This window comes from Nocardioides bruguierae (assembly GCF_023554635.1).
Classification (GTDB): Bacteria; Actinomycetota; Actinomycetes; order Propionibacteriales; family Nocardioidaceae; genus Nocardioides; species Nocardioides bruguierae.
In genome coordinates, this window is sequence record NZ_JAMJPH010000034.1 from 129,253 (window position 1) to 136,247 (window position 6,995).

Consider the following 6,995-nt stretch of genomic DNA (forward strand, 5'->3'; position numbering starts at 1 on the left):
TGTCGTCGTTAGGGTGGGTGGGTGCTGATCGCCGGCTTCCCCGCAGGAGCGTGGGGCACCAACTGCTACGTCGTGGCCACCGGCCCCGGCTCCGAGTGCGTCGTCATCGACCCCGGCCAGGACGCCGCCCCCGGCGTCGCCCAGGTGGTGGCCGAGCACCGGCTCAAGCCCGTGGCGGTGCTGGTGACCCACGGCCACGTCGACCACATGTGGAGCGTCGCCCCCGTCGCGGGGACCCACGACGCCACCGCGTGGATCCACCCGCGCGACCGACATCTCCTCACCGACCCGATGAGCGGCATGTCGCCCGAGACCGCCCGGATGCTGCTCGGCCAGGACCTCACCTTCGCCGAGCCCGACGACGTCCGCGAGCTCGCCGACGCCCAGAGCCTCGAGCTGGCCGGCGTCACGTTCGCCGTCGACCACGCCCCCGGGCACACGCAGGGCTCGGTCACCTTCCGCACGCCCTACCCGCACGAGGACGTCTCCGAGGTGATGTTCTCCGGCGACCTGCTCTTCAAGGGCTCCATCGGCCGCACCGACCTCCCCGGGGGCGACCACCCGACGATCCTGCGCAGCCTGCGCGACAAGGTGCTGCCCCTGGCCGACGACGTCGTCGTCCTGCCCGGCCACGGCGAGCAGACCTCCATCGGCGCCGAGCGCGTCACCAACCCGTACCTGAAGGACCTCACCACCCCATGAGCAAGCCCACCCCGCTCAGCGGCTTCCCCGAGCTGCTCCCGGCCCAGCGCGCGGTCGAGCAGCAGGTGATCGACACGCTGCGCTCCACCTTCGAGCTGTACGGCTTCGCCGGCATCGAGACCCGCGCCGTCGAGCCCCTCGACCAGCTCCTGCGCAAGGGCGACACCTCGAAGGAGGTCTACCTCCTGCGCCGCCTGCACGAGACGTCCGAGGAGGGGCACGCGGGCATGGGCCTGCACTTCGACCTCACCGTTCCGTTCGCGCGCTACGTCCTGGAGAACGCGGGCAGGCTGGAGTTCCCGTTCCGCCGCTACCAGATCCAGAAGGTCTGGCGCGGCGAGCGGCCCCAGGAGGGCCGGTTCCGCGAGTTCGCGCAGGCCGACATCGACATCGTCGGCCGCGACGTCCTGCCGTTCCACCACGACGTCGAGGTCACCCGCGTCATGGTCGATGCGCTCACCCGGCTCTCCTTCCTGCCCGCGTTCCGGCTCCAGGTCAACAACCGCAAGCTCATCCAGGGCTTCTACGCGGGCCTGGGTCTCGAGGACCTCGACGAGGTCATGCGGATCGTGGACAAGCTCGACAAACTGCCCGTCGACAAGGTGCGCCAGATGCTGGTGGACGAGGCGGGCGCGACGTCCGAGCAGGCCGACCGCGTCCTCTCCCTGGCCACGATCCGCACCGGCGACGACTCGTTCGTCGCGCAGGTCCGTGGGCTGGGCGTCTCGCACCCCCTCCTGGACGAGGGGATCGACGAGCTCGCCTCCCTCGTGCGCGGCGTCGCCGACCTGGTCAGCGACCGGGTGCGAGTGGAGGCCGACCTCTCCATCGCCCGCGGCCTCGACTACTACACCGGCACCGTGTTCGAGACCCGCCTGGACGGCTACGAGTCGATGGGCTCGATCTGCTCCGGCGGCCGCTACGACGCGCTGGCCTCCGACGGCAAGGCCACCTACCCGGGGGTCGGGATCTCGCTCGGCGTCAGCCGGGTCCTCGTCCCGCTGCTCGCGCGCACGGGCCTCACGGCCTCGCGCAGCGTGCCCTCCGCCGTCCTCGTGGCCCTGGCCGACGAGGACTCGCGCCCGGCCTCCGAGGCGGTGGCCGCCGCCCTGCGCGCCCGCTCGATCCCGTGCGAGGTCGCGCCCACCGCCGCGAAGTTCGGCAAGCAGATCCGCGTGGCGGAGCGGCGGGGCATCCCCTTCGTCTGGTTCCCCCAGGCCGACGGCGGCCACCAGGTCAAGGACATCCGCGACGGCAACCAGGTGGACGCGGACCCCTCGGTCTGGACACCATCGCCCGAGGACCTGCGTCCGCAGGTCGTCCCGGGCGCCTGAGCGCCCACCCCGTTCACCTCCCCGAGCAGGGGAGGCAGCAGTGCAACCAGCAGCAACCACCAAGGAGACCAAGCAGTGATCCGCACCCATGACGCCGGCGCCCTCCGCGCCGAGCACGTCGGCCAGACCGTCACCCTCGCCGGGTGGGTGGCTCGTCGGCGCGATCACGGCGGGGTCGCCTTCCTCGACCTGCGCGAGTCGACCGGCGTCGTCCAGGTCGTCGTCCGCGACGAGGACGTCGCGCACGCCCTGCGCAGCGAGTACTGCATCAAGGTGACCGGCGAGGTCTCGCTGCGTCCCGAGGGCAACGCGAACGCGAACCTGCCCACCGGCGACATCGAGGTCATCGTCAGCGACCTCGAGGTGCTCTCGGCGGCGGCGCCGCTGCCGTTCCAGATCGACGAGGGCGGGCACTCCGCGGGCGAGGTGGGGGAGGAGTCGCGCCTGCGGCACCGCTACCTCGACCTGCGTCGCTCGGGCCCCGGCGGCGCGCTGCGCCTGCGGTCGAAGGTGAACAAGGCCGCCCGCGACGTCCTGCTCGAGCGTGACTTCGTGGAGGTCGAGACCCCGACGCTGACCCGCTCCACCCCCGAGGGCGCCCGCGACTTCCTGGTGCCGGCGCGCCTGCGCCCCGGGTCCTGGTACGCCCTGCCCCAGAGCCCGCAGCTGTTCAAGCAGCTGCTGATGGTGGCGGGCATGGAGCGGTACTTCCAGATCGCCCGCTGCTACCGCGACGAGGACTTCCGCGCCGACCGCCAGCCGGAGTTCACCCAGCTCGACATCGAGATGAGCTTCGTCGAGCAGGACGACGTCATCGAGCTCGCCGAGGCCATCCTGAAGAGCCTGTGGTCACTGATCGGTCACGACCTCGTCACGCCGATCCCGCGGATCACGTACGCCGAGGCCATGGCCCGCTTCGGCTCCGACAAGCCCGACCTGCGGATGGGTCAGGAGCTGGTCGAGTGCACCGAGTACTTCCAGGACACGACGTTCCGCGTCTTCCAGGCCCCCTACGTGGGCGCCGTGGTCATGCCCGGAGGCGCCTCGCAGCCGCGCAAGCAGCTGGACGCCTGGCAGGACTGGGCCAAGCAGCGCGGCGCCAAGGGCCTGGCCTACGTGCTCGTCGGCGAGGACGGCACCCTCGGCGGCCCCGTGGCCAAGAACATCACCGACGAGGAGAAGGCCGGCCTGGCCGCGCACGTCGGTGCACAGCCGGGCGACTGCATCTTCTTCGCCGCCGGCCCGGTCAAGACCTCCCGTGCCCTCCTGGGCGCGGCGCGCCTGGAGATCGGCCGCCGCTGCGGCCTGATCGACGAGTCCGCCTGGGCGTTCACCTGGGTCGTCGACGCACCCCTGTTCGAGCCCGCCTCCGACGCCGTGGCCAGCGGTGACGTGGCCGTCGGCGCGGGCGCCTGGACGGCCGTCCACCACGCCTTCACCTCGCCCAAGGACCTGGAGTCCTTCGACGCCGACCCGGGCAACGCCCTGGCGTGGGCCTACGACATCGTCTGCAACGGCAACGAGATCGGCGGCGGCTCCATCCGTATCCACCGCGACGACGTGCAGAAGCGTGTGTTCTCCGTGATGGGCCTGGACGAGGCCACCGCCGACGAGAAGTTCGGCTTCCTGCTCGAGGCGTTCAAGTACGGCGCGCCCCCGCACGGCGGCATCGCCTTCGGCTGGGACCGCATCACGGCCCTGCTGGCCGGGACGGACTCGATCCGCGAGGTCATCGCGTTCCCGAAGTCCGGCGGTGGCTACGACCCGCTCACCGCGGCGCCCGCTCCCATCACCGAGGAGCAGCGCAAGGAGGCCGGTGTGGACGCCGTTCCGGCGGAGGATCTCGCACCGGAGGCCTGACCCGCCGCACCATTGCAGGGAAAATCGACCTGAGACGAACGGGCCGCTGAGACCAGATCGTTACTCGTGAGTGACCCCGCCGACCGGCGGGGTCACCTAGAGTCACTGCGGCACGCCAGAGCGCGCCGGCCGGGAGACCCCCGCGCCGCACACTGAAATGATGGGGTGAGCATGTCGGCACCTGTTGCCGAGGAGACGGCGGAGCTCGATCCGCTGAAGTCCCGACCCAAGGGCAGCTCGACCGAGATCTCCGGCAAGTCGCCGCTGCGGATCGCCTTCGGGCGTCTGATGCGCGACAAGATCGCCGTGGTCTGCATCGGCGTCGTGGCGCTGTTCGTGCTGCTGGCCATCTTCGGGCCGCTGATCTCGAAGGCGTTCGGCGTCACCACGGACACGCAGTACCCGACGCAGTTCCTCGAGCTGAACATGATCCCGAAGGCCGAGTTCGGCCCGCCCTACGGCGGGTTCACGATGGACCACCCGTTCGGCATCGCGCCGCGCACGGCGATCGACAACCTGGCCTACTGGTTGGAGGGGGCGCGGAACTCGCTCCAGATCGCCTCGCTGGCGACGCTGACCGCCACGGTGCTCGGCATCGTGATCGGCCTGCTGGCCGGCTTCATGGGCGGTCTCGTGGACCGGGTCCTCACCTTCGTGACCGACCTGTTCCTCACGCTGCCGTTCCTGCTGGTCGCGCTGACCATCGCCCCGATCGTCAACGAGCGGTTCCGTGACAACACGGACTTCTACCCGACGGCTCAGGTCATCTCGCTGGTGTGCGTGCTGAGCTTCTTCGGCTGGATGGGCCTGGCCCGCCTCATCCGCGGCGAGGTCCTCTCGCTGCGCGAGCGGGAGTTCATCCACGCGGCCCGCGTCATGGGCATGCCCACGCGCCGCATCCTGGTCAAGGAGCTGCTGCCCAACATCGTGGCCCCGATCGTGGTGAGCACCTCGCTGATGCTCCCGGCGTTCGTGGCCGCCGAGGCCGGGCTGGCCTACCTCGGCGTCGGCATCACCTCGCGTCCGTCGTGGGGCCAGATGCTCGACCAGGGCACGAGCTTCTTCAGCAACTACCCGCTCTACCTGTACGAGCCCCTGATCGCCATCGTGGCGCTCGTGCTCGCACTGAACCTCCTCGGTGACGCGATCCGCGACGCCCTGGACCCCAAGACCCGCCGCTGAGCCTGGCGCTCGGCGTGTGAGACGTCGTCCCGACCTCCTCCTCGGGGCGCGCACCCAAGAAACAGAAAGGCTGGACAATGAGACGGACCAAGCCGCTGGCCCTTGTCGCCGGCGTTGCTGCCCTCGCGACGCTCGCCGCGTGCGGTGGCGGTGGCGGCTCTTCCGAGAGCCCCACCGACGGCAGCACCTTCCAGGAGACCGACGCCGGCGAGGACAAGAACCCGGACGCCACGGGTCCGGCCGCCGACATCGAGGGCGCGACGGCGGGTGGCACCATCACGGTGTACCTGCCCGGCGACCCCGGCCCGGACAACCTCGACCCGACCGAGGGCTGGTCCGTGACCGGCAACTCGATCCAGCAGGCCCTCACCACCCGGTCGCTGACCCAGTACGCGATCGACGAGGACGGCAACGCCACCCTCGTCCCCGACCTGGCCACCGACCTGGGCCAGCCGAACGAGGACTACACCCAGTGGGTGTTCACCCTCAAGGACGGCGTGACGTGGGAGAACGGCGACCCGATCACCGCTGAGGAGGTGGCGTTCGGCATCGCTCGCTCGATGGACTCCACCACCTTCCCCGGTGGCCCGGGCACCGAGTACTCCACCAAGTACTTCGCCAACAACGACTACGAGGGTCCCTACACGGACAAGAAGACGGACTGGCAGGACTGGGGCGGTGTCGAGTTCGACAACGACGCCAAGACCGTCACCATCAACATGAACAAGTCGTTCCCCGACATGGACTACTGGGGCGCGTTCATGGCCATGGGCCCGATCCCCCTCGGCAAGACCTCGAACCCGCCGAACTACGGCCAGAACGTGCTGTCCACCGGCCCGTACAAGGTCGAGTCGTTCCGCCCCAGCGACGAGCTCGTGCTGGTCAAGAACGACCAGTGGGACGCCGACACCGACGCGGCGCGTCACCAGTACGCCGACAAGTGGGTCTTCAAGTTCAACGCGGACCCCGACCAGACCGACCAGATCATGCTGAGCGACAACGCTCAGTCGCAGACGTCGCTCTCGACGGACCTGGTGGCGTCGAACTACACCGAGGCCCAGGACAAGCTGGGTGACCGCCTGGTCCAGCAGAGCCAGCAGTGCACCAGCTTCCTGTACCCCGACTACTCCAAGACGGACATGGCGTTCCGCAAGGCTCTGGCCTACGCCTACCCGTACGAGGACGTCTGGACCGCCGGTGGCTCCCTGCCGGGCGTGACCCGCACCCACGCGACGACGATCATGCCCCCGGGCATGGCCGGCAAGCCGGACTACTACGTCGACGGCGAGGAGATCTCGTTCGACCTCGACAAGGCCAAGGAGTACCTGGCCGAGTCCGAGACCGACCCGACCGTCACGATGATCTACTACGAGTCGGACCCGCTGGCCGTCGCCGCGCAGGACGTCATCACCAAGGGCTTCGAGGACGCCGGCTTCACGGTCAACGCCATCGGCACCACCGAGTCCCAGTACGCCACCTGGCTGTCCCCGGACGACCCGACCAACAAGAAGCTGAACGTCCGAGGCGTCGCCTGGTGCTCCGACTGGCCGTCGGCCCTCACGTTCATCCCGCCGCTGTTCCGCGGTGACGCGGCCTACAACACGGGCTACTTCTCCGAGGACGACATCAACAGCCGCATCGACGAGATCCCCACCCTCCCGCAGGAGGAGCAGGCTGACGCCTGGGGTGCCCTCGACGAGCAGATCATGACCGACTACTTCCCGGCCATCCCGCTGGCGAACTACAACACGCTGTTCACCTTCGGCTCGAAGATCGGCAACCCCTCCGGCGACGAGGCTCTCGGCGCCCCGAACTACAAGAACCTCTACGTGATGCAGTGAGCGACCTCGTCGCCCGCTGACTGATCGTGAGCCTGTAGCTCACCAGCAGCACCCAGCAACACCAGCGTGGTGGGGG

General features: G+C 69.7%; 5 protein-coding genes. All 5 read left to right on the top strand.

Annotated features, from left to right (window positions below; all coding sequences use genetic code 11):
- Positions 1 to 21 precede the first annotated feature (21 nt).
- Positions 22 to 702 carry an MBL fold metallo-hydrolase gene (locus tag M8316_RS18480; protein WP_250057118.1) on the top strand — a complete coding sequence of 227 codons (681 nt, stop codon included), beginning with the start codon at positions 22 to 24 and terminating at the stop codon, positions 700 to 702.
- Positions 699 to 2,036: a histidine--tRNA ligase gene (hisS, locus tag M8316_RS18485; protein ID WP_250057120.1), complete on the top strand. Its 1,338-nt coding sequence runs from the start codon at positions 699 to 701 to the stop codon at positions 2,034 to 2,036. The genes M8316_RS18480 and hisS overlap by 4 nt, the downstream gene beginning before the upstream one ends.
- A 75-nt stretch (positions 2,037 to 2,111) precedes the next feature.
- Positions 2,112 to 3,896: an aspartate--tRNA ligase gene (aspS, locus tag M8316_RS18490; protein ID WP_250057122.1), complete on the top strand. Its 1,785-nt coding sequence runs from the start codon at positions 2,112 to 2,114 to the stop codon at positions 3,894 to 3,896.
- 171 nt (positions 3,897 to 4,067) lie between these two features.
- A complete protein-coding gene (locus tag M8316_RS18495) occupies positions 4,068 to 5,078 on the top strand; it encodes an ABC transporter permease (protein ID WP_250057124.1) in 1,011 nt (336 codons plus the stop codon).
- Between the two features lie 77 nt (positions 5,079 to 5,155).
- Complete coding sequence (locus tag M8316_RS18500) at positions 5,156 to 6,919, top strand: ABC transporter substrate-binding protein (RefSeq protein ID WP_250057126.1); 1,764 nt, start codon at positions 5,156 to 5,158, stop codon at positions 6,917 to 6,919.
- Positions 6,920 to 6,995 lie beyond the last annotated feature (76 nt).